Source organism: Vibrio hepatarius, assembly GCF_043642085.1.
Lineage (GTDB): Bacteria > Pseudomonadota > Gammaproteobacteria > Enterobacterales > Vibrionaceae > Vibrio > Vibrio hepatarius_C.
Genome location: NZ_JBHZSA010000004.1, coordinates 296,726 through 318,387 on the forward strand (window position 1 = coordinate 296,726; position 21,662 = coordinate 318,387).

At 46.8% G+C, this 21,662-nt stretch carries 24 protein-coding genes; 18 read left to right on the forward strand and 6 right to left on the reverse strand.

What is annotated here, in order from left to right; translation table 11 throughout:
* Positions 1 to 26 precede the first annotated feature (26 nt).
* The 12 genes from fliH (at position 27) to flhB (ending at position 10,244) form a co-directional block, all read left to right on the forward strand.
* On the forward strand, positions 27 to 827 hold the full coding sequence (gene fliH, locus ACHUFZ_RS10640) for a flagellar assembly protein FliH (RefSeq protein ID WP_394127151.1): 801 nt from the start codon (positions 27 to 29) through the stop codon (positions 825 to 827).
* Positions 827 to 2,149, forward strand: coding sequence for a flagellar protein export ATPase FliI (gene fliI / locus ACHUFZ_RS10645; protein WP_394127152.1), 1,323 nt, complete (start codon positions 827 to 829; stop codon positions 2,147 to 2,149). Before fliH ends, fliI begins: the two co-directional genes overlap by 1 nt.
* Before the next feature lie 6 nt (positions 2,150 to 2,155).
* A complete protein-coding gene (gene fliJ, locus ACHUFZ_RS10650) occupies positions 2,156 to 2,596 on the forward strand; it encodes a flagellar export protein FliJ (protein WP_134835194.1) in 441 nt (146 codons plus the stop codon).
* A 135-nt stretch (positions 2,597 to 2,731) separates the two neighbouring features.
* Positions 2,732 to 4,729: a flagellar hook-length control protein FliK gene (locus ACHUFZ_RS10655; RefSeq protein ID WP_394127153.1), complete on the forward strand. Its 1,998-nt coding sequence runs from the start codon at positions 2,732 to 2,734 to the stop codon at positions 4,727 to 4,729.
* Between the two features lie 35 nt (positions 4,730 to 4,764).
* Entirely contained in the window at positions 4,765 to 5,262 is a 498-nt protein-coding gene (fliL, locus tag ACHUFZ_RS10660) for a flagellar basal body-associated protein FliL (RefSeq protein WP_394127154.1), read from the forward strand.
* A 7-nt stretch (positions 5,263 to 5,269) separates the two neighbouring features.
* Positions 5,270 to 6,319 carry a flagellar motor switch protein FliM gene (gene fliM / locus ACHUFZ_RS10665; RefSeq protein WP_394127155.1) on the forward strand — a complete coding sequence of 350 codons (1,050 nt, stop codon included), beginning with the start codon at positions 5,270 to 5,272 and terminating at the stop codon, positions 6,317 to 6,319.
* Positions 6,320 to 6,340: 21 nt separating this feature from the next.
* Positions 6,341 to 6,751 carry a flagellar motor switch protein FliN gene (fliN, locus tag ACHUFZ_RS10670; RefSeq protein WP_004413260.1) on the forward strand — a complete coding sequence of 137 codons (411 nt, stop codon included), beginning with the start codon at positions 6,341 to 6,343 and terminating at the stop codon, positions 6,749 to 6,751.
* Positions 6,752 to 6,764: 13 nt separating this feature from the next.
* Positions 6,765 to 7,169 (forward strand): flagellar biosynthetic protein FliO, encoded by a 405-nt coding sequence (gene fliO, locus ACHUFZ_RS10675; protein WP_394127156.1) that lies wholly within the window; start codon positions 6,765 to 6,767, stop codon positions 7,167 to 7,169.
* A gap of 34 nt (positions 7,170 to 7,203) precedes the next feature.
* Positions 7,204 to 8,031: a flagellar type III secretion system pore protein FliP gene (fliP, locus tag ACHUFZ_RS10680; RefSeq protein ID WP_394127335.1), complete on the forward strand. Its 828-nt coding sequence runs from the start codon at positions 7,204 to 7,206 to the stop codon at positions 8,029 to 8,031.
* A gap of 13 nt (positions 8,032 to 8,044) precedes the next feature.
* Positions 8,045 to 8,314 carry a flagellar biosynthesis protein FliQ gene (gene fliQ / locus ACHUFZ_RS10685; protein ID WP_004413263.1) on the forward strand — a complete coding sequence of 90 codons (270 nt, stop codon included), beginning with the start codon at positions 8,045 to 8,047 and terminating at the stop codon, positions 8,312 to 8,314.
* An 8-nt stretch (positions 8,315 to 8,322) separates the two neighbouring features.
* On the forward strand, positions 8,323 to 9,105 hold the full coding sequence (fliR, locus tag ACHUFZ_RS10690; protein ID WP_134835188.1) for a flagellar biosynthetic protein FliR: 783 nt from the start codon (positions 8,323 to 8,325) through the stop codon (positions 9,103 to 9,105).
* An 8-nt stretch (positions 9,106 to 9,113) separates the two neighbouring features.
* Positions 9,114 to 10,244, forward strand: a complete 1,131-nt coding sequence (gene flhB / locus ACHUFZ_RS10695; RefSeq protein ID WP_134835187.1) for a flagellar biosynthesis protein FlhB — start codon at positions 9,114 to 9,116, stop codon at positions 10,242 to 10,244.
* Positions 10,245 to 10,309: 65 nt separating this feature from the next.
* Here flhB and smrB read toward each other — a convergent pair whose 3' ends face one another.
* Positions 10,310 to 10,840, reverse strand: a complete 531-nt coding sequence (smrB, locus tag ACHUFZ_RS10700) for an endonuclease SmrB (protein ID WP_053440462.1) — start codon at positions 10,838 to 10,840, stop codon at positions 10,310 to 10,312.
* Between the two features lie 62 nt (positions 10,841 to 10,902).
* On the opposite strand from smrB, the gene prmB reads away from it, so the two are divergent.
* Both prmB and aroC read left to right on the forward strand, forming a co-directional pair.
* On the forward strand, positions 10,903 to 11,835 hold the full coding sequence (gene prmB, locus ACHUFZ_RS10705; RefSeq protein WP_134835186.1) for a 50S ribosomal protein L3 N(5)-glutamine methyltransferase: 933 nt from the start codon (positions 10,903 to 10,905) through the stop codon (positions 11,833 to 11,835).
* Positions 11,836 to 12,050: 215 nt separating this feature from the next.
* A complete protein-coding gene (gene aroC / locus ACHUFZ_RS10710) occupies positions 12,051 to 13,136 on the forward strand; it encodes a chorismate synthase (protein ID WP_394127157.1) in 1,086 nt (361 codons plus the stop codon).
* 64 nt (positions 13,137 to 13,200) lie between these two features.
* Here aroC and ACHUFZ_RS10715 read toward each other — a convergent pair whose 3' ends face one another.
* The gene (locus ACHUFZ_RS10715; RefSeq protein WP_394127158.1) at positions 13,201 to 13,425 is read right to left on the reverse strand and encodes a hypothetical protein; all 225 of its coding nucleotides are present in this window, start codon (positions 13,423 to 13,425) and stop codon (positions 13,201 to 13,203) included.
* Between the two features lie 156 nt (positions 13,426 to 13,581).
* Between ACHUFZ_RS10715 and ACHUFZ_RS10720 the strand changes: the two genes are divergently transcribed.
* Positions 13,582 to 14,382, forward strand: a complete 801-nt coding sequence (locus ACHUFZ_RS10720; protein ID WP_394127159.1) for an EAL domain-containing protein — start codon at positions 13,582 to 13,584, stop codon at positions 14,380 to 14,382.
* Between the two features lie 11 nt (positions 14,383 to 14,393).
* Here the strand turns inward: ACHUFZ_RS10720 and ACHUFZ_RS10725 are convergent, their stop codons facing one another.
* Entirely contained in the window at positions 14,394 to 15,017 is a 624-nt protein-coding gene (locus tag ACHUFZ_RS10725; protein ID WP_394127160.1) for a trimeric intracellular cation channel family protein, read from the reverse strand.
* A 219-nt stretch (positions 15,018 to 15,236) separates the two neighbouring features.
* On the opposite strand from ACHUFZ_RS10725, the gene ACHUFZ_RS10730 reads away from it, so the two are divergent.
* The gene (locus tag ACHUFZ_RS10730) at positions 15,237 to 15,767 is read left to right on the forward strand and encodes an elongation factor P hydroxylase (RefSeq protein WP_394127161.1); all 531 of its coding nucleotides are present in this window, start codon (positions 15,237 to 15,239) and stop codon (positions 15,765 to 15,767) included.
* 36 nt (positions 15,768 to 15,803) lie between these two features.
* On the opposite strand, the gene ACHUFZ_RS10735 is transcribed toward ACHUFZ_RS10730, so the two are convergent.
* A complete protein-coding gene (locus ACHUFZ_RS10735; protein WP_394127162.1) occupies positions 15,804 to 16,301 on the reverse strand; it encodes a hypothetical protein in 498 nt (165 codons plus the stop codon).
* A gap of 11 nt (positions 16,302 to 16,312) precedes the next feature.
* Positions 16,313 to 18,451, reverse strand: coding sequence for an LruC domain-containing protein (locus ACHUFZ_RS10740; protein ID WP_394127163.1), 2,139 nt, complete (start codon positions 18,449 to 18,451; stop codon positions 16,313 to 16,315).
* A gap of 159 nt (positions 18,452 to 18,610) precedes the next feature.
* On the opposite strand from ACHUFZ_RS10740, the gene ACHUFZ_RS10745 reads away from it, so the two are divergent.
* On the forward strand, positions 18,611 to 18,874 hold the full coding sequence (locus tag ACHUFZ_RS10745; RefSeq protein WP_134837288.1) for a YfcL family protein: 264 nt from the start codon (positions 18,611 to 18,613) through the stop codon (positions 18,872 to 18,874).
* 154 nt (positions 18,875 to 19,028) lie between these two features.
* On the forward strand, positions 19,029 to 19,571 hold the full coding sequence (locus tag ACHUFZ_RS10750; protein WP_394127164.1) for an NADPH-dependent FMN reductase: 543 nt from the start codon (positions 19,029 to 19,031) through the stop codon (positions 19,569 to 19,571).
* 59 nt (positions 19,572 to 19,630) lie between these two features.
* On the opposite strand, the gene mnmC is transcribed toward ACHUFZ_RS10750, so the two are convergent.
* The gene (gene mnmC, locus ACHUFZ_RS10755) at positions 19,631 to 21,652 is read right to left on the reverse strand and encodes a bifunctional tRNA (5-methylaminomethyl-2-thiouridine)(34)-methyltransferase MnmC2/FAD-dependent 5-carboxymethylaminomethyl-2-thiouridine(34) oxidoreductase MnmC1 (protein WP_394127165.1); all 2,022 of its coding nucleotides are present in this window, start codon (positions 21,650 to 21,652) and stop codon (positions 19,631 to 19,633) included.
* Positions 21,653 to 21,662: the final 10 nt, after the last annotated feature.

Below are 21,662 nucleotides of genomic sequence, written 5' to 3' on the forward strand. Positions count from 1 at the left end.
CGCAATAAAGTGAGATAAAGGTATCTATGTCTGGGGAACGAAAGCGTGGTTTTTTACGTTTAGATAGTGACGAAATGGTTGAAAAGCCAGAGCGTTGGGGTATGCCTGATTATACAGCGCAGACCCACAAAAAAGCGCGCGACACTGCGATGAACTATGACCCTAGCTGGATGCCAATTTCTGAGCCAGTCAAAGAAGAAGCACCGACGGAGCTGACCGAAGAAGAGATCGAACTGATTAAGCAACAGGCTTATCAGGAAGGTTTACACCAAGGCCAAGAAGCGGGTTTTAAGCAAGGCTACGAAAAAGGTAAAGAGCAAGGACTTGAAGAAGGCCATCAAGAGGGCGTTGAGTCCGGAAAAATTGAAGGCGTTGCAGCTGGGCAAGAGTTTATCCAGCAACAAGTCCAAACCTTTATCGGCCTTGCTAACCAGTTTGCACAACCTCTTGAGCTGATGAATGCTCAAGTGGAAAAGCAACTGGTGGATATGGTGCTTGCATTGGTGAAAGAAGTGGTTCACGTTGAAGTGCAAACCAACCCTCAAGTTATCTTAGATACGATTAAACAATCGGTAGAATCATTGCCGATTTCTGGTCACGCTATCACCCTAAAACTGCACCCGGATGATGTTGAAATCATTCGCTCATCATACGGACAAGAAGAGTTAGAGTTCAGAAACTGGACCTTACACTCTGAGCCAGCACTTAACCGCGGAGACGTACAAATTGAAGCGGGTGAGTCGAGCGTTAACTACCGTATGGAAGAGCGCATTCGTAGCGTAATTCAAAGCTTTTGTGGAGTGAATCGCCACCAAGGTGGTGACTGATGCTCGCGTTAGCTGACCGTCTCTCTCAATACAAATCTCAAGGGCTGACTTGTCGACCAGTTGCTTCGGGCAAATTGGTGCGCGTAGTTGGCCTTACTCTCGAAGCGACAGGCTGTAGAGCGCCAATTGGTAGCTTGTGCAAAGTGGAAACAATGCACGGCGAAATGGAAGCGGAAGTGGTTGGTTTCTCGGGTGAAAGCCTATTCCTTATGCCGAGTGAACAAATCACAGGCATCTTACCCGGCGCTAAAGTGACGCCAATGACGGGCGAAGTTGGTTTACCTGTAGGAATGGAGCTGCTTGGTCGAGTGATTGATGGTGTCGGTAACCCGCTTGATGGCCTCGGCCCAATCTATACCGAAAAACGCGCTTCTTTTAACGCCGACCCGATTAACCCGTTAGCGAGAAAGCCAATTTCTGAACCACTTGATGTCGGTATCAAAGCGATCAATGGCTTGCTGACTGTCGGTAAAGGCCAGCGTATCGGTCTATTCGCCGGCTCTGGTGTTGGTAAATCGGTCACATTGGGTATGATGACTCGAGGTACTACGGCACAAGTCGTCGTCGTTGGTCTGATAGGTGAGCGTGGCCGAGAAGTAAAAGAATTTATCGAAGAAATCCTAGGTGTTGATGGGCGTCAGCGCTCTGTGGTTGTTGCAGCTCCTGCCGACTCTTCACCGCTGATGCGATTAAAAGGCTGTCAAACCGCTCTGACGATAGCAGAGTACTTCCGCGACCAAGGGTTAGACGTACTATTGTTGATGGACTCTTTAACGCGTTTTGCCCAAGCTCAGCGTGAAATTGCCCTATCGGTTGGTGAGCCGCCAGCAACCAAAGGCTATCCGCCTTCGGTGTTTGCTAAGCTTCCGGCTTTGGTTGAACGAGCGGGTAATGGCAGCCCTGATCAAGGCTCGATTACTGCCTTCTTTACCGTACTGACCGAAGGTGATGACCTACAAGATCCGATTGCTGATGCCTCGCGTGCGATTCTTGATGGTCACGTGGTGCTTTCTCGTGAAATGGCCGACGCTGGTCATTATCCTGCAATTGATGTTGAGAAGTCGGTCAGTCGTGTCATGCCGCAGATCACCACAGAAGAGCATGTGTTGATGTCGAAAGCAGTTCGCCAAGTGCTGTCTATTTGCCGTAAGAATCAAGATCTTGTCTCGATTGGTGCCTACAAACCAGGAACTGATCCTGCGATTGATGGCGCGTTTACCATCAAACCTAAACTTGATGCTTACTTACAGCAGACGATGAAAGAAACGGTGCCATATGACATGTGCGTCAACATGTTAAGTCGCCTACTGCACGGGGAGTAATCGCTGATGGAAAACGCATTAGAGTTTTTGTTAGAACAGGTTAAGGAACGTGAAAACCAAGCTGTGATGGCGTTAAACCAGGCTCGTGTTGAACTGGATGGTTATTACCAACAGCTAGAGCAGATAGAAAAGTATCGTCTAGATTACTGTCAGCAGCTTGTTGATCGTGGTCAGCAGGGGTTAAGTGCGAGTCAGTATTCACACCTCAATCGTTTCTTAACGACGTTAGATGAAACGCTGGCAAAACAGAAACAAGCAGAAGCTCACTTCAAGAGCCAAGTTGAAGGTTGTGAGCAAAACTGGTTGGAAAGTCGCAAGCAGCGTCGTTCATATGAGTGGTTGATTGAAAAAAAACAGACCGAGAAACAGCGACTAGAGCAGCAGCGAGAGCAAAAGCAAATGGATGAGTTCTCGACACTTCAATTTTCACGACGTCTATCGAATTAACTCTGATAGCGATTGTTATCCCGCATCTTAACTTGGCTCACTTTTTGCAGTGCAATAACTAGTTTGTATGCAATCAATATCGGCATTTTTTGCTCTTGAGGTTATCCCCTTAAGCGACAGTGAGTGAGTCATTCTATGAATATCAATCTATCATCGGTATCAGAAAGCCCAAAAGCGGCCAAGAGTGTTGCCTCTGGAGAAGAGGGCGCGTCAGAAGCATCTGAATCAGGAGGCTTCTTTTCCAAACTTGCCGCTTTGATCAAAGGCGAAGGAAAAGCTGAAGGCGATACAGAAAGTGTAAAATCTGTACAAAATGATGGTGATAGCGAAGTTTCAACTGAAGGTGAAGTCAGTGAAACGAAAGTCGCTAAGACAGAATCACAAAGTACCGATGAGTTACTCGCTGCCGATGATGATTCCGCTCAGCAAGCTTCAGCGAAGAGTGAAGATGAGCCTGAGTCGGCTGCTGCGAGGCAGAAAACAGCAGAGCAAGAGTCGAAAGCAGCGCCTGCTGAATCTGCCAGTAAGATTGTCTCCGAAAATGATCAAGTATTGCAGCGACTCAATGAATCAAACAATGCCTTAAAGCCAAGAGACGGCAAAGAGTTGCCTCAAGAGAATCCTATAGCGAAAGGTGAAAGCGCAGCAGACAAGCCAGCCGCTAAAGTGGTTGCAGCTGAAGAGGTTGAAGTCAACGATCTGAAAACAGCCGAAAAAGCGCAAGTGGGTACTGATCGTCAGCCTGTTTCAGGCGAAAAAACAGAGAGTGCCACTCAAACAGTAGTCAGTGCTGATGGTGAAGAAGTTGCAGTGCCTGCGGCAGCCGCTCCTTTTATTCAGCAGCAAGCATCGAAGGCTGAACAGTTGAAAGAGTCTGACTCTCAAACGCCACTGCCTAGCTCAGCTGCGGCGGCGATGGCGGTGAGTCAGGCGAATGAGCTCACTAAAGAGGCCGCGCAAGCTAAAGCGCAAGTCGATGTAGAGCAGGTCAAGAACATAGATACAGATGCGTTGAAATCTGAAAATGCCACAGTTACTCAGGTCTCACCTGAAGAAGTCGCTGAGCCAGTCGTCGCGGCGAGTGTGGTGGCTGCTGCTGCAAGTTCAACGCAAACAGCCAAGGCACCGGTACAAACCAAAGCGAACACAGATGATTCGACTAAGCTTAGTCAAACTCAAGCAGCATCACTTACCGCTGTCGATGGCGAGGTCGACCCAAATATGGCAGCGGCTGCCCCAGTTGTTGCCGCGGCAGCGATTCCTTGGGCGACTTCCGCTGATGCGCCAGTGAGCGATGAAGTCGTACTGAAACATGATGTTGCTCCTAAGGCTCAGCAAGCAGCCGTAGCGCAGTCAGTTCAACAAGCGCTTAGCCAACAACAGGCACAAGCTGCACATGCGGCATTACAATCTCAATCGGTACAACAGGCAGCTACAGCAATGCCTGCTGACTTAGCTGCGATGCAAATGCAGCAGTTAGCGGCTGCGCCGAACGTTGCTATCAATCAAGATCAAGCGTTACTTAAAGCGGCAATGGGGGCGAAAGCTGCCGGTACCATTGGCCAGTTAGCCAAAAACGGTGAAGGCCAGCAAGCTAGCCAAGAAAGTGGCTTCGCTCAGCAGTTATCTCAGGCTGCAGGCGCACAAGGCACGCAATCATTGGGTCAAGCTCGAGCGGAACAAATCGCGGCTCAAGCGCCGCTACAGCTTAGTCGTGAGATGGCAAGCGAACAGGTGGCCGAGCGTGTTCAGATGATGATGTCGAAGAACCTTAAAAACATCGATATCCGTTTGGATCCGCCAGAGTTAGGCCGAATGCAGATTCGCATGAATATGAATGGCGATGCGGCAACGGTCCACTTTACCGTCGCAAATCAGCAAGCTCGTGACGTAATTGAGCAGTCGATGCCAAGATTACGCGAAATGCTGGCGCAGCAAGGTGTACAATTGAATGATAGTTCTGTTCAGCAACAGGCAGGGCAGCAACAAAGAGGTTACGCTAACGCCGGACAGGGACAAAATGGTCAAGGTAACAGCAATCAGGGTGTTTCTGGTGAAGAAAACCTTGAAGCAGACATCAATCTTGATTTGAATGTCGCTGCAAAGCGTGATGGAATTAGCTATTACGCTTAAACTGTAAAAAACAAATAAATAGAGAACGTTAAGTTATGGCCGTCGAAGAAATCGAACCAGAAGCGCCGAAAGGGAAGAGCAAGTTACTGATCATCATTATTACCGTTGTTGTCTTGTTAGTTGGCGGTGGTGGTGCTGCCTTTTTCTTGATGGGCTCTGATGACGCTGCCGAAACACAACAAGCAGCGCAGCAAGAAGTAGTTACTCCGACCGATCCGGTAGCCTATGTTAATATCGCTCAACCGTTTTTGTTTAATGTCACTGGCGATAAGAAAGATCGCTTGGTGCAGATCAAAGTACAGCTCATGGTTCGTGGTACGGAAAATGAAAACCTTGCCCGTTACCATTCTCCATTGATTGAAAGTTCGCTGCTTAGTACGTTCGCTTCAGCGACGGTTGATCAGCTAAGAACTGTCAATGGGCGCGTTGAATTGCGCGATAAAGCGACCGACGATATTAAAGCAAGCTTAAATCGTGCGGTAGGTCAGCCTGTTATTGAACGTGTACTGTTTACCGATTTTGTAATGCAATAGGTGCTAAGTGACCGATTTATTAAGCCAAGATGAAATTGATGCACTCTTACATGGTGTCGACGATGTCGATGAGGTGGAAGAGGATGTAACTCCCACCGACGCCAGTGCCGTCGAGTTTGATTTTTCATCGCAAGATCGAATTGTCCGTGGTCGAATGCCGACCTTGGAGCTTATTAACGAGCGCTTTGCCCGCCATATGCGGATCAGCTTGTTTAATATGCTGCGTAAAACAGCAGAAGTATCGATCAACGGCGTACAAATGATGAAGTTTGGTGAATACCAAAATACCTTGTACGTTCCAACCAGTTTGAACATGGTACGTTTTCGTCCTTTGAAAGGTACTGCGTTGATCACCATGGAAGCGCGACTGGTCTTCATTTTGGTAGAGAACTTCTTTGGTGGTGATGGTCGATTCCATGCGCGTATCGAAGGGCGTGAATTTACCCCAACAGAGCGCCGAATTGTTCAGCTGCTACTGAAGATCGTATTTGAAGACTACAAAGAAGCTTGGTCTCCGGTAATGGGGGTTGAGTTTGAGTACCTAGACTCTGAAGTTAACCCAAGCATGGCTAACATCGTCAGCCCTACCGAAGTGATTGTTGTCAGTTCATTCCACATTGAAGTGGATGGTGGCGGCGGTGACTTCCACGTTGTTATGCCATATTCAATGGTGGAACCGATTCGAGAGCTACTCGATGCCGGTGTTCAGTCAGATAAGATGGAAACCGACGTTCGTTGGAGTACGGCACTGCGTGAAGAGATCATGGATGTACCGGTGAACTTCCGCGTACAGTTGCTAGAGCAAGATATCTCACTGCGTGACTTAATGGAGTTACAGCCAGGTGACATTATCCCAATCACCATGCCAGAGAACGCCACCATGTTTGTTGAAGAACTGCCAACGTTTAGAACAAAAATGGGCCGTTCTGGTGAGATGCTTGCGGTACAAGTTTCAGAAAAAATTAAACGCCCTGATGTGGTGAAAACCGATATTGCCTTCCTCGGTAAGGATGTTATTTCCGAACTAGAAGAAGACGATAGCGAAATTGAAGATTAAAGAGAATAACAGGTAACAGGTATGGAACCGAGTGACGACCAAAAGCTGGCGGACGAATGGGCTGCCGCATTAGGTGAAGATCCAAGTGCACCAAGTATTGATGTCGATGAAGTGATGAATGCTCAGCTTGATGAGCTAGAAGATACCTCGTCTCCAATTTCAGAAGATGAGCGCCGTAAGCTCGACACAATTCTAGATATTCCGGTCACTATTTCGATGGAAGTCGGCCGTTCGCAAATCAGTATTCGTAACTTATTGCAGTTGAACCAAGGTTCCGTCGTTGAGCTAGAGCGCTTAGCGGGTGAGTCTCTCGATGTACTGGTTAACGGTACCTTGATTGCACACGGGGAAGTGGTTGTCGTCAACGATAAGTTTGGTATTCGTCTCACTGATGTAATCAGTCAAACAGAGCGTATTAAAAAGCTTAGATAAAGTAAGGTACAGTATGACGTTTAAAGTTAAGGAGTACTTACTTTTTCCTCTAGCTTTGATATCACCTTCCGTAATGGCTGCCACTCCAGGCAGTCAATTAGACTGGGCGACCACTTTTGGGTCGCTCTTGTTCGTTATTGCCTTTATTTTATTTTTGGCTTGGCTGCTTAAGAGAATGCGTGTGCCTGCAATGGTTAATCAAAAGGGATTAAGTGTTGTAAGGCAAATAGCATTGGGCAACCGTGAGCGAATCATGATTGTACAGGCCGGAGAAGAACAATTTTTGGTTGGAGTGACAGCTCAATCCATCCAATTGATCTCAAAACTGGATAAACCTTTATCTCAGGAGGAGATGGCTGCAAGTCCGTTTGCCAATCAATTGACTCAGCTATTAAGAAAGAATGATAAAAACCAATAAGATAGTGTCACTTTGCCTGACGCTTTTTATCCTGATGTTCTCCGCGTTCTCTTTTGCACAAGAAGAGCTCGCCACGCCAGTACCTGACAATGCTGCGCCGGGTAGCTCTGTTACTGTGTCAGCAATGGAGCGTGAGCAAGGCGCGGCAAAGACCATCTCGACCAGTAGCTTAGTGGGTGGCGGAGGTGGCGGTGTACCTGCATTCACCATGACGACCAACCCAGATGGCAGTGAAGATTATTCAGTAAACCTGCAAATCTTGGCACTGATGACCATGCTGGGTTTCTTGCCTGCGATGGTTATCTTGATGACGTCCTTTACCCGTATTGTGGTGGTGATGTCGATTCTTCGTCAGGCGATGGGTCTACAGCAAACACCATCCAATCAGGTGATTATCGGTATCGCAATCTTCTTGACCTTCTTTATCATGTCTCCGGTGTTAAACAAGATTAATGATGATGCGATTCAGCCATACATTAATGAACAAATTTCCGCGCGCCAAGCGTTTGACCTCGCGCAGATCCCAATGAAAGATTTCATGCTTAAGCAGACGCGAGTCAAAGATTTAGAAACCTTCGTCAGTATTTCAGGCTCGACAGCGACAGCGCCTGAAGATGTCTCCATGGCTGTGTTGATTCCTGCTTTCATCACTTCAGAGCTTAAAACCGCCTTCCAGATTGGCTTTATGTTGTTCTTGCCTTTCTTAGTTATCGACTTGGTGGTGGCATCGGTATTGATGGCGATGGGTATGATGATGCTTTCACCAATGATTGTATCACTGCCATTTAAACTGATGCTGTTTGTGCTGGTGGATGGCTGGAACTTGATACTGTCGACATTGGCCGGCAGTTTCGCCTTGTGACGGGAGAGAATCTATGACTCCTGAAATGTTTGTTGAGTTGTTTCGTGATGCACTATGGATGGTTCTCATCATGGTGTGCGCAATCATTATTCCCAGCTTACTTATCGGTTTAGTGGTGGCGATCTTCCAAGCGGCGACCTCAATCAACGAACAAACGTTGAGTTTCTTGCCACGTCTCATCGTGACATTACTTGCTCTGATGCTATTTGCTCACTGGATGACACAAATCTTGATGGAGTTTTTCTTTAGCATGATTGAGCGCTTGCCTCAGGTTCTATACTAGGTTTCGTTATGGAATATCCGGCGACGCTAATACTGGACTGGATAGCCAATTATTTTTGGCCTTACACCCGTATTGCGGCAATGTTAATGGTGATGTCAGTAACTGGGGCGCGCTTTGTTTCCACGCGGGTGCGACTCTATTTGGGCTTGGCGATCACCTTTGCGGTGATGCCCGCTATCCCAGCGGTCCCAGATACGATTGAATTGCTCTCTTTTGCTGGGTTTATGACCTTGCTTGAGCAAATTATTATCGGTGTCGCGATGGGCACTGTGACTCAATTTATGATCCAAACCTTTGTTATCTTGGGTCAAATTCTCGGTATGCAGTCGAGCTTAGGTTTCGCCTCAATGGTTGACCCGGCGAACGGGCAGAATACGCCCTTGCTTGGTCAGCTGTTTATGTTCCTTTCAACGCTGTTCTTTTTGACTACCGATGGTCACTTGAAAATGATCATGCTGGTGGTAATGAGTTTTAAATCGCTGCCAATTGGCACAGGTTCACTCACGACTGTTGATTTTAGAGAGCTAGCGTTGTGGCTAGGTATTATGTTTAAAGTGGCGCTGAGTATGTCACTGTCAGGCATTATTGCTCTGCTGACTATTAACCTTTCCTTTGGTGTTATGACCCGTGCTGCGCCGCAGCTAAACATTTTCTCACTGGGTTTCGCTTTTGCCTTGATGGTTGGTCTATTGATCTGTTGGTACCTTGTCGCAGGTTTATACAATCACTATGAACTATTCTGGGTACAGGGCGAACAGCAAATTTGCCAATTTATTAGGTTAGATTGTTAGGAGGCTGAATGGCAGAGTCAGACGGTCAAGAACGCACAGAAGACGCGACGCCCAGACGCTTGCAACAGGCCCGAGAAAAAGGGCAGGTTGCAAGGTCAAAAGAGTTAGCGTCGGTTTCTGTTCTCGTAGTAGGTTCAATCGCACTGATGTGGTTCGGTGAGAGTCTCGCGCGCGCGTTATTTACCGTAATGGGACGGCTATTCTCCCTGTCTCGTGAAGAAATATTCGATCATGTAAAGCTGTTTGATATCGTCGTTGGCTCCATGGGCAGTTTGATTCTTCCTTTGTTGCTGATTCTCGTCACGCTGTTCGTTGCCGCAGTGGTAGGCGCAGCAGGGGTTGGCGGTGTCAGTTTTTCTGTAGAAGCGGCGATGCCGAAAGCCTCGAAGATGAACCCTCTTAGCGGCCTAAAGCGAATGGTCGGAATGCAGAGTTGGGTTGAGCTGATCAAATCAATTTTGAAAGTGGCCTTGGTCTCTGGCATGGCGTTTTATCTGATCAGTGCTGCGCGAGAGGATTTGTTTCAACTCAGTATGGATGTCTATCCGCAAAACATATTCCACGCGCTGGATATTTTGCTCAACTTCATTCTGTTGATCAGTTGTACACTGTTGATTGTCGCAGCGATTGATATCCCTTTCCAAATTTGGCAACACGCTGACCAACTGAAAATGACCAAACAAGAGGTCAAAGACGAATACAAAGAAACGGAAGGTAAGCCGGAAGTGAAAGGCCGTATTCGTATGCTACAGCGTGAAGCTGCTCAGCGCCGAATGATGGCTGAAGTGCCGCAAGCTGACGTGATTGTTACCAACCCGGAGCACTTCTCTGTCGCACTGCGCTATAAGCAAGATACTGATAAAGCGCCGATTGTGGTGGCCAAAGGTACTGACCATATGGCGCTTAAAATTAGGGAAGTTGCGCGCGAGCATGATATTTACGTCATCCCCGCGCCACCTTTGGCTCGTGCTTTGTATCACTCAACCGAGCTTGAGCAAGAGATCCCCGATGGTTTGTTTACTGCTGTGGCACAAATTCTGGCGTATGTGTTCCAGCTTAAGCAATACCGTAAGAAGGGCGGTCAGCGTCCGAACTTGAAGACGTCTGAGTTGCCAATTCCTCCTGATCTAAGGAAGTAGGAATACTTCTAGTATTCCATAGAACGCCAAAGGAGTGAGTAGGGAATCTCTTGAAGGTGATCAGGTTACTTTTCTGGAATCGAGAGCAACACTAATAAGGCTCCATCACCACCAAACTCAAGCGGCGCTTGGTGGAAAGCCATCACATCTGGGTGCTGAGCCAGCCATAGGGGCGCTTTTTGCTTCAGGATGTGCTTACCAATCCCGTGCTGAACACAAGCACAAGAAATTTCATTCTTAATACAGTAAGCGATCATCGAGCCTAACTCTCGTTTGGCTTCTTGCTGGGTCATTCCGTGCATATCCAAAAACACATCTGGAACATAGACGCCGCGACGCAGACGTTTCACTTCATAAGTTGAAACATCATCACGCGCATAACGAGTCGGCCCTTCCTCATTGAGAAGAGGTACGAACTCATCAGAGAAATAAAACTCCGTATCGCTTGCTTCACGGGCAGTACGGGTAATTTCTTTTTGCTTACTGTTTTTTTTTGGTTGCTGGACTATGGTATCCTGTGACAACTTTTTTACGCCTTGTACTGCATCCCTAAAAAGGGCGAAGTCATCATCCATATCGGTGTCTTTTTTGCTCATGGGACTAAATTTAATATGTATAAATGCAATTAGCAGTATTGTAGCGCTTTTCGGAGGCAATTTTGGATAAGATTTTTGTAGAAGAAGCAGTATCAGAACTTCACTCGCTTCAAGATATGATTCGTTGGACGGTAAGCCGTTTCAATGCTGCGAACCTTTTTTATGGTCACGGTACTGATAATGCTTGGGATGAAGCGGTTCAGCTTATCCTGCCGACACTATACCTACCAATCGATGTGCCTCCACATGTACTGAATTCACGCCTAACTACCAGCGAGCGTATGCGTATCGTTGAGCGCGTTGTAAAGCGTATTAATGAGCGTACTCCAACGGCATACCTAACCAATAAAGCTTGGTTCTGTGGCCTTGAGTTCTTTGTTGATGAACGTGTTCTTGTGCCTCGTTCGCCAATTGGTGAATTGATTCAAGCAGAATTCCAACCTTGGTTAGTGGAAGAGCCAACACGCATCATGGACCTATGTACTGGTAGTGGCTGTATTGCGATTGCTTGTGCGCACGCTTTCCCTGACGCAGAAGTTGACGCGATTGATATTTCAACGGACGCACTGCAAGTCGCTGAGCAAAATGTTCAAGACCATGGCATGGAACAACAAGTTTTCCCTATCCGTTCTGACCTGTTCCGTGATCTGCCAAAAGAGAAGTACAACATCATTGTGTCTAACCCGCCATACGTGGACGAAGAAGACATGAACAGCCTACCAGACGAGTTCACGCACGAACCTGAGCTAGGTTTAGCGGCAGGTACAGATGGCCTGAAACTGGTTCGCCGTATTCTGGCAAATGCACCAGATTACTTAACTGACAGCGGTATCCTTATCTGTGAAGTAGGTAACTCTATGGTTCACATGATGGAACAATACCCGCACATTCCATTTACTTGGATTGAGTTCGAAAACGGTGGTCACGGCGTATTTATGCTGACTCGTGAGCAAATGCTGGAACATGCAGCAGAGTTTTCTATCTACAAAGACTAATTACCACGGTCTCGTGGAGTAAATAAAACGCCAAGCCTTGATTTAGCGATAAATTGGCTTGGCGTTTTTTATGCGGGTCAAAAAGCAAAATAGTTGGTGATTAGGGGTTTACATCAAACCGCAATAAGGCGACTATGAATTTACGAACAATTAAAGTGTAAAGCGCAATGTACACATGAAATGGTGTGCTTAAGCGATAAAAGTTTGAGGAAGTAATGGCAGGAAACAGTATCGGACAACATTTCCGAGTGACGACATTCGGGGAAAGTCATGGTATCGCACTAGGATGTATTATCGACGGATGTCCTCCGGGTCTTGAAATCACAGAAGCGGATATTCAAATTGACCTAGATCGCCGTCGCCCAGGCACCTCTCGTTATACCACCGCTCGCCGTGAACCAGATGAAGTGAAAATTCTTTCTGGTGTTTTTGAAGGTAAAACCACAGGTACTTCAATCGGCCTATTGATCGAAAACACCGATCAACGTTCAAAAGATTATTCTGAAATCAAAGATAAATTCCGTCCTGGTCATGCTGATTACACTTATCATCAGAAATATGGTGTGCGTGATTATCGCGGCGGCGGTCGTTCTTCAGCGCGTGAAACGGCAATGCGTGTTGCGGCAGGCTCTGTGGCTAAGAAATACCTTAAGCAAGAGTTTGGTGTTGAGATTCGTGCCTACTTATCTCAAATGGGTGATGTTGCGATTGATAAAGTGGATTGGGATGAGATCGAAAACAACCCATTCTTCTGCCCTGATGTCGATAAAGTCGATGCGTTGGACCAATTGATTCGTGACCTTAAAAAGCAAGGCGACTCAATCGGTGCGAAGCTGCAAGTGGTTGCGACTAACGTACCTGTTGGTTTAGGTGAGCCTGTATTTGATCGTCTTGACGCTGATATCGCCCATGCACTAATGAGCATCAATGCGGTGAAAGGAGTTGAGATTGGTGATGGTTTTGATGTGGTGAGCCAAAAAGGCAGCCAACATCGTGACGAGCTAACGCCAGATGGTTTTGCAAGTAACCACGCTGGTGGTATCTTAGGCGGTATTTCTACTGGCCAAGATATTGTAGCGAACATTGCCCTTAAGCCAACATCGAGTATTACGGTTCCGGGTGAGACTATTACTCGTGACGGTGAGTCGACTCAGTTGATTACTAAAGGTCGTCACGACCCATGTGTAGGTATTCGAGCGGTGCCAATCGCAGAAGCAATGCTGGCGATTGTTGTACTTGACCATTTATTGCGTCATCGTGGTCAAAACCATGGTGTGACGACTGAAACACCAAAGATTTAATCGAATCTAAAATGAAAAGCCCCCGACTTAATCGTCGGGGGCTTTTTTATGCTCTTAAGAAACTCTATACCATTAAGAAACTATAGAAATCTAGCTGTTTACTCTCTTTTCTATCGAGTAGTAACACACGTATGTTTCGTTTCATTGCGGCGTCGATGGCGAGTGCAGCGAAGTCGGCAATCTTGTCTTGGCAGTCACTCTCAAGGCGAACTGATTGTCCTTGTTGTTCAATGGACAGTGTTTCTAATTCGGGACACACGAAGGCGTAGCGTGGTTGTGTTTGGCTCATTGTTCTAGTTCTAATTAATATTTTTGTAAATTTGACCATGAATTGGGCGGGACTACAAAGCCTTGTAAGTAAGCATAGGTAATGGCTTTGCTTACATAGGCTTACGCTTGTTTGAAAATGAATCTGATACATTAAAAAGCGTAAAGGAGGTGCACTGTGGAGCTAGCGTCAATCTATTCTGTTCAAATGGATTACATTCAAAGTCTTGTTCGGTATGAACGGGAAGGGTTCGTGTATGGTTTCTATCAGGGTAAAACCTTTCACAGTGTTTTCCAGCCGATTGTTGACAGTCTAGGTCAGGTCTTAGCGTTTGAAGGTTTGGTCAGAATTTGGGATGAGCAGGGTAATAGCGTTAATCCTGGAGACTATTTTTCCTCAATGACTCCAGGAGATGAAGCCAGCGTTATTGCAACATTATTATGTGGCAAACTACATTCGATCAATCTTGCTCATACGGCATACCGCCATAGTAAACTGTTTATTAATGTCTCACCCTCAGTGTTTACTTTGCTTGCTAACTATCGCCAATCGATTGAGCACCTTATATATCGACTGCGTTGCCTTCGTTTGGTCAGTTCACAGATCATCTACGAAATTACCGAGTTCGAAGAGTCGGATTTGGCGGGCATTCTTCAGGGGAAAGCTTACCTAGAGCAGTATGGCATTAAGACCGCGCTAGATGACTATGGCGCTTGCTATGCGACTCGGGAGCGAGCCATGAAGATTCGTGCCCCTTACTTAAAAATCGATCGCAGCTACGTAGGTGATACCCAGTTTGTTGAGCAAGCTGTCGCGCTAGCGCGTCTAATCGGCGCAAAAACCATCGCGGAAGGTATAGAAACCCGTGAGCAATTTGAGATGTGTCGAGAGAGTGGGGTGGATTACTTTCAGGGGTATTGGATTGCTAAGCCGATGTTGAGCCAAAGGCTGGATCAATACCAACCTTTGGTGCTATAGCTTTTTAGGGATTAGTGCAGAGAGCCTTCAGTCTCTAAGTGGAATGAAGGTAGACGCCACTTAAAGCGCACTGCAGCCATGCGGAGTAAGTAACCCACAATTAAAGTAGAAATCGTTGCGGTGACATCATTCACGCCAAGTTCTAAAAGCCCTAAGTATAGGCCTGAGGCAATCAGTGCTACAGAAGCATAAAGCTCTTCGTGCAGAACGAGCGGAGTTTGGCGACAGATAAGATCGCGTAGCAAACCACCAAATACGCCAGTGACTAAAGCCGATACCATACAAATCAGCGCATGGTGACCCATTCCCATCGCGACCTTAGTACCGATGATACTAAACACGATCAGACCCAGTGCATCAAGTCGAATAAATAGGCCTTTAAGCTTAATCACCCATTTTGCTAGGCCAGTGGTCAGGACACCAGCAATACAAGTAATCGCCAGAAACTCAGGGTTCTTCACCCAACCAAGTGGGTAGTGACCGAGCAAGATATCTCGAACAGTACCGCCACCAATGGCCGTTGCACTTGCCACTAGCATTACACCAAACCAATCCATTTTTCTTCGGCCAGCACTTAAGGCACCGGTCATTGCTTCCGCTGTAATACCAATAATATACAAAACACTTAGCAGCATAGTGAGTTCTCAAAAAGGGCCGTGAATCGGCGGATTGATGTTATAAATTTAAGGCGTGAGTGTAGTGGGAAATGTGATCTGTGACGAATGAGATTTTATGAAGACGAAAACGTTTTTCACATAACTTAATCTAATGTCACTGTGCTTTGTGTGGATTTGCATTTGTGTAGAAAAATGCGAGAATGCGGAGCGAAAAACTTAAACTAACGTAATTGAGCTATGAGCCACGAGTACCAAGACCTAATCACGATTTTTAATGCGACATTTTTTGAGCAGTACAACACTAAGTTGGAGCTGGGCGGTGATGAGCCAATTTACCTTCCCGCAGACGATGTCAGCCCATACCATCGGATTATTTTTGCTCGTGGTTTTTACGCGTCAGGTATGCATGAAATTGCCCACTGGTGTGTGGCTGGGCCTGAGCGAAGACTACTAGAAGATTTTGGCTATTGGTATGAACCTGATGGTCGCACCGAGCAAGTTCAAGCTGAGTTTGAAAAAGTAGAGATTCGTCCGCAGGCCTATGAGTGGATTTTGTCTAAAAGCGCAGGTTTTCCGTTTACGGTTAGTTGCGATAACCTCAATGGTGACTTCGAACCTGACAGGCTTCAGTTTATGGTTAAGGTTCATCAAGAAGTGGGCAAGATTTTTGAGCAAGGGATCCCTGAGCGAGTACGCATGTTATCGGATGCACTCAGAGCTTTCTATCAAGTCCCAGAACTGGCGTTTGAACAGTTCGAAGTGAAGTAACAACAAGCTGCCAGTGGCAGCTTGTTTTGGTTTGAGCTACTGAATAAGCCAAGTCGTTTGGACTTGGTTGTTATGATTTAGAGTATACACCAGTGGGTCGACATCAGGCTCCATAATGGAAACGACCGCGATCAGCGATTGGCAATGGTTAGGAACCCTAAGCTGATATTCTCCTTGTCCATTTTGTAGCGCTGCTTTGACTAGGCACTTGTTGTAGTCGACATTTTCCAGATCTCCGCCACTGTTATCGCATATGGAGATATAAACGTGTGATGCCGCTAAGTGGGGCAAGCTGACATCGATATCGACGTTATACACTGACGTTAAGCTATTACTATGTTCAATTTGTAAATCGGTTAAACTCAATGCCTGCCCTGTTGCAGCAGCCCCCCCTGACTCCGAGCCACTTTCGGAACCTATCGATGTCCCTGAAGGTGATGAACTTGCAGATTCACCACCGCCTCCACCTCCGCAAGCAACCAGTAGTGAGGCAAATAACACGCTGAGGGATATTTTCAATTTTGTATTACACATAGTCTTGCCTCCTAATCGACATAAATGATGGTGTTATTTGGCGACATGTACCAGTTGCTTTGGCTTTGACCACTGGCATCAAGGGCGAACTCTGCAAAGTCTGAGTAGGCTTCTAAGATGTTCTTACGTTCTTTCGGGTGCTTCCACGTAGTAGGGATCTCAATTCCCCATGGCAAGCCGTTAGCATTGTGGAAATGGGTATCACCTGATGAGGCGTCGACCCCATTTGATTTATAACGACTATCAAACTTGCTGGAGGGTGCTTGATTTTTGAGGTGGATCTCTAAGCTGCGGCCAGGGTAACCACCGCTAAGCTCGTGGCCGATATCACCATAATAATGGCCCGGAGCTGCGAAGATAAAAGGGTCATACGGAAAATCTGGCATGGCTGAGGTGGCAACGGCATTTTCTAGTGAGAATGTAAGCGTCCACACTGGGCGATAAGTCGTACCACAGCTATCTTGGGTGCGGAACATGGTACAACTTTCAGCTTCACCCGCCTCGGTGATGTCCCATAAGTCTTCATTGATAATGAACACCGCATCGGTAGTATCAGTTTCAAGGATCGTGCCTGAGGCTGGCGAGCCATTAATGCTGAGAGTTACCGAGTCCGATTTAATATCTTCTTTGAGTACACCAGGTAATCGAATCGCAAATCCAGAGCGGTTGTCGCCACCCAGTGCGGCTATCTTGCCTTCCATCTTCATACGAATCACTTGGTTGTTGAGCTGATATTCGGTGTATTTAACGTTCATCAATACATCGTTCATATCGTAATCACCCATTAGCGGATATTGATCTTCGTAAGCGAAGGTCGTGTAGCCGCCACCACTCGGATAAACTTCGGTGGTCACACCGCTTTCGGTAACCTCAACAGGGTAGTCTTCGACTTCACCTGCTGGCACACCACCGCTTGGGCCAATACCTGAGGTGTTGGAAATACGAAAACGTGCCCAAGTATCACCTTCCACCGCCCACGTAGGAACGGTAAAGAATATGTCAGCGGTACTATCGGTCATCGCGCGATCACTAATGATGATTTCTGAAGCTTCAAATTCTCCGTCGCGGTCGAAATCAATCCATGCATTAAGCACTGAATCAGCGGATGTACCAGAAGCGGTAGCAATGACCTTGCTTGTTTGACCTACTTGGATAGGAACAGGGAACTGAATGCCGTCGTCATCGTCGACGCCGTCTGATACGTCGTCACTGTCAGGGTAAACGCTACCATCGGTTTCACCATCGACGAGAGAACCTAACTTAAGGTCAGAGAGTCCGTGACGGGCACCAGAAGAAGCAAATAGGGTTTTATAGCTATCTGGCGCATCACCAAACTCGGTGTATTCACTCGGTTCCACCGGTGCAAGTGCACAGCGAGCACCATCGTTCGAGTTACTTGAAGGACCGTAGGCAAAAAACTCTGCTGTTGACTGCTCTCCGTTAATTGCGACCTTAAAGATGTAGCCGTTACTATTGTTACTGGCATAGAAGTTACCGTCGACATCAAAGTAGACGGCACCAAAGGTTAGGCGGTAGCCGAGGACGTTTTTATCAAGCAGTTGATTGAGGCGATTTGTGGTACCCGAAGCGACATCAATCTCCCATAGGTAACCGTTGGCATCGATAGAGTAGGCCAGGCTGTTATCTGGGTGAAAGGCCAAGTCGTAAATTGAAGGGTTGCCAAATTGGCTAGGAGGTGAAGATAGCTCCATGACAAATGTTGTTAAGTCAATACGATAGAGCCCATAGCTGGGTCTGTAGCCGTACCAAGCATTTTCATCTAACGCAACGTCACCGACGTAGATCGAGGTAGGCGCTCCCTCAGGTATGTCGATACTGAGTAGTGTCTTAGTAAAGGTCGAATCGATGCGCGAAAGTGACTGCGCGCCATAGTCCCAACCGTAAATGAAATCATCATGTTTGCTGTAGCCGACACCATTGATCTTGGCTGTCCCCATATTCGAAGCCAGTGTGACATAGCTACCAACATCAATATTGACGCCAAATGATATCGGAGTGCCCGTTGGGTTCTGGATCAGAAAAGCTTGGGTGGGGCAGCTTGAAAATGGCGTTTCTGCTAAAGCGGGATTGGTACCACAAAGTAGCAGGGTCGTTAGTAAGGTGGGTTTCGCCATCTGGAATTTTTTCATTCTCTTTGTCCTCGCGCAACTCAGGTGAATATTTGAGAGATTGCACATGCCATGCCACGCTGTGAGCCCTTGTCACATATAGGGTTTGCGTTGCGATTATCAATATGAGAAGCTTGGCGCTCTTTTTGAGAATCAAACTGAACTAGGCGATAAAGCGAAATGATTATTGAATTTGAAGAACAGCTACTTGAGCTAATCGATGCAAGAATTTCTACGGCGTCGGACGATGAATTATTTGCTGGTGGTTATCTACGTGGTCATATTTCTTTATCGGCAGCGGCATGTGAAGAAGAAGGTATTGAGGACATTGAAGCGCTGAAAGAACGCATTCAAGCCAGCCTTGAAGCTGCACGTTCAGAGTTGACTCCCGCAGACCGCACCATAGTTCATGACTTATGGTTGGAACTGGTTAACGCGGCTTAAGCAAGTTTGCCAACAAGCAGTTTGCTAATAAATATGTCATTAAGGGGTTGTTCGAAATTTTCGAACAACCCCTTAAGTTTTTTATAGTTGTTGGTTTTTTAATCCAGCGATATTCTTCTTAGCACATACCGGGGAACAAGCTAGGAAGAAGAATATGAAAGTTATCGCGTTTGGAGCATCGAACAGCTCAACATCAATTAATAAGACATTGGCCTCTTATGCTGCGAGTCAAATTGACGGAGCGGAAGTTAAGGTTCTTGATTTGAATGAATACCAAGTGCCGATGTTTAGTGAAGATACTGAAAAGGAAATTGGTCAAGCGGAAGGTGCTAAGGCGTTTTTAGCTGACTTAGAGCAAGCTGATGCGATCATTGTGTCATTTGCTGAGCATAATGGCTCTTACACCGCGGCGTACAAAAACTTATTTGATTGGGCAACGCGTATTGAGCGCAACGTTTTTCAAGATAAGCCAGTGGTTTATTTAGCAACGTCACCTGGTCCAGGTGGTGCGCAAACGGTGCTTTCTGCGGCAACAGGTTCGGCGCCATACTTTGGTGCAAAAGTGAAAGCGTCACTGTCCGTACCAAGCTTTTACGATAACTTTGATTTAGATGCGGGTGTTTTCCGTAACGCTGAAATTGAACAACAAGTGAAACAGGCAGTGGGTGAGATAACCGCTACTGCTGCAATCGCTTAAGCAAGCATAGATGTGAAAACGCCTTCATCATCGATGAAGGCGTTTTATTTTTTGGCGACTTAAAGCGCAGTGATTGCTTTACCCTTACGCAGTTTTCTCACCCACATACGGCTTGGGTGAAGTTGCTCAAGTACATCGATAGGTAATGGTAATGGGTCGCCACAAATCTGCGAAGCGAGTACCTCTGCAAGCAGTGGCGCTGAACTCAATCCTCTTGAACCTAATCCAAGCATACAGAACAGGTTTGGGTGACTCGGAACGTTAATCGCATTCTGTGCCGGCTTTTTCTTATGCAGCTCTGCGTACTCTTGTTTAATCGTCTTAAACTCACCGACATTGCCAACAAACGGCAGATGGTCTCGGCTCACGCAGCGGATTCCCTGGCGAGACAACTCACCAGAGGTATCAACCTGCTCTGGCCAAGTTTGGTTTGGTACACATTTACGCAGTTTGTCGCCGTTCTCTTGCTGAGCGACTGGGTCAAAAACATTATCGAGATGAGAGCGATCATAGCTTGCGCCAATACAGTGATGAGCATTGTTTGGATTCACTGGTGTCATATAGCCGTCGTAGCAGAGCACGCTCTTAAGCTTTTGCAGATCATCAGTGGTTGGAATATGACTTACCTGACCTTTCACTTGTCCTAAGGGAACATCTGCTGTTTGTTCAAGCTCAGAGAACTGGTGGCCGTTCGCTACGATGACTGTGTCATGGGTAAAATGTTGCTCGCCTGATGAAAGTGTCCATTGTTGCTTTTCTTCGCACCAAGCCATACGTTCAATCTTAGTGTTGAAGTGCGCTGCTAGCTTTGAGCCGCTTTGTAGATCTTCAATTAAACCTTGAGTCAATTGCGCAGGACACAACCAACCACCAAGAGGGTAATGCACGCTTGGCATATCAATCGGTAAGCCAATGTTCTCGCTGGTTTGGGTTGCATCAAGACGATGAATCAACTGTGAGTCAAAGTCACCGCTTAGCATCTTCTCAAGCTTAGTTTCAGCGTCTTCGTTCCACATTAACTGCGTGACACCACACCAATCATGATCGAACTTAACCGTTTCGGCAGCTTGTTCAACAAATTGGCGCGCAAATAAGAAAGCTGGCGCAAAGACGCGTGACACGCCTTCATGAGTCCCGTTCAATAGTGGGTAAACTGCCCCTTGTCGATTGCCAGAAGCGCCCTGAGCAGGTGCATCATCTTGGCAGTAAAGCGTCACTTGCTTGCCACGTCGAGTTAGGGTTTTAGCTAATGTGGCACTGGCAACGCCACCACCAATAATAGCAATAGACTCGCTTGAGCTACTTGTGCTACGGTGGAACCAAGGTTTGAAGTTCGAGTCAGGTTTTTTGTCAGCTAAATGGCCGACAATCATGTCTCGTTTGGTACCAAAGCCTTTAACTTTCTTCATCTCAAAACCCGCTTCAATCAGGCCTCGACGAACAAACCCAGCGGCAGTAAACGTTGCGCAAGTACACTCTTGTTTGGCTAAGGTTGCCATGCCGTTAAAGAGGTCTTGGTTCCACATTTCTGGGTTTTTGCTTGGCGCAAATCCATCTAAAAACCAAGCATCAACCAAACCTTGTTCCGGGACTGGCACTTTTGGCATACAATCTTTGATATCACCAAACCACAGGTCGAGTGTAATCGCTCCATTTTCAAGTACGATACGGTGACATTCAGGTACCGCAATTGGGTAGTGGGCTTGTAGTTTTTTAGCGTATTCAGCCAGTTCAGGCCACGCATCGTGCGCTTTAACTAAATCTTGTTGGCTTAGCGGGTACTTCTCGAAGCTAACAAAATGCAGCTCTTGTAAAGCGGCATCCGGGTTTTGTTGTTTGAAACGATCGAACCACTGCCAGACTGCAAGAAAGTTGAGTCCGGTACCAAAGCCTGTTTCTGCGATAACAAAGCGTCTTTGGTCATACGTTTGCCATCTTTCAGGAAGATGATTCTGGTGAAGAAACACGTAGCGAGTCTCTTCAAGGCCGTTGACGTTTGAGAAGTAGACGTCGTCAAACTGGTCAGAAACTGGCGTGCCAGCGTCGTTCCAGCCTAGTTGAGCGTTGGTAATTGTGGTCATAGTGTCGGAA